Here is a 223-nt window from a genome sequence, read left to right on the forward strand (position 1 = left end):
CGACGGCACCGATATCCTCTACGGCGAGGCCGGCGACGACCTCGTCGAGGGCGGCGCGGGTGACGACACCCAGTACGGCGGCGACGGCAACGACATCCTGGGCGGCCAGGGCGGCAACGACCTGCTGCAGGGTGGGGCAGGCAACGACCGCCTCTACGGTGACGAGGGCGACGACGTGCTCGGCGGTCAGTCGGGCGATGACTACCTCGACGGCCAGACCGGC

Annotated in this window: 1 protein-coding gene; it reads left to right on the forward strand. The window is 71.7% G+C overall.

Annotated features, from left to right (window positions below; genetic code table 11):
• On the forward strand, window positions 1-223 hold a 223-nt coding region (locus tag MFF56_RS32020; RefSeq protein WP_283207459.1), incomplete at both ends, for a calcium-binding protein.

It is taken from the genome of Methylobacterium hispanicum (assembly GCF_022179285.1).
Classification (GTDB): Bacteria; Pseudomonadota; Alphaproteobacteria; order Rhizobiales; family Beijerinckiaceae; genus Methylobacterium; species Methylobacterium hispanicum.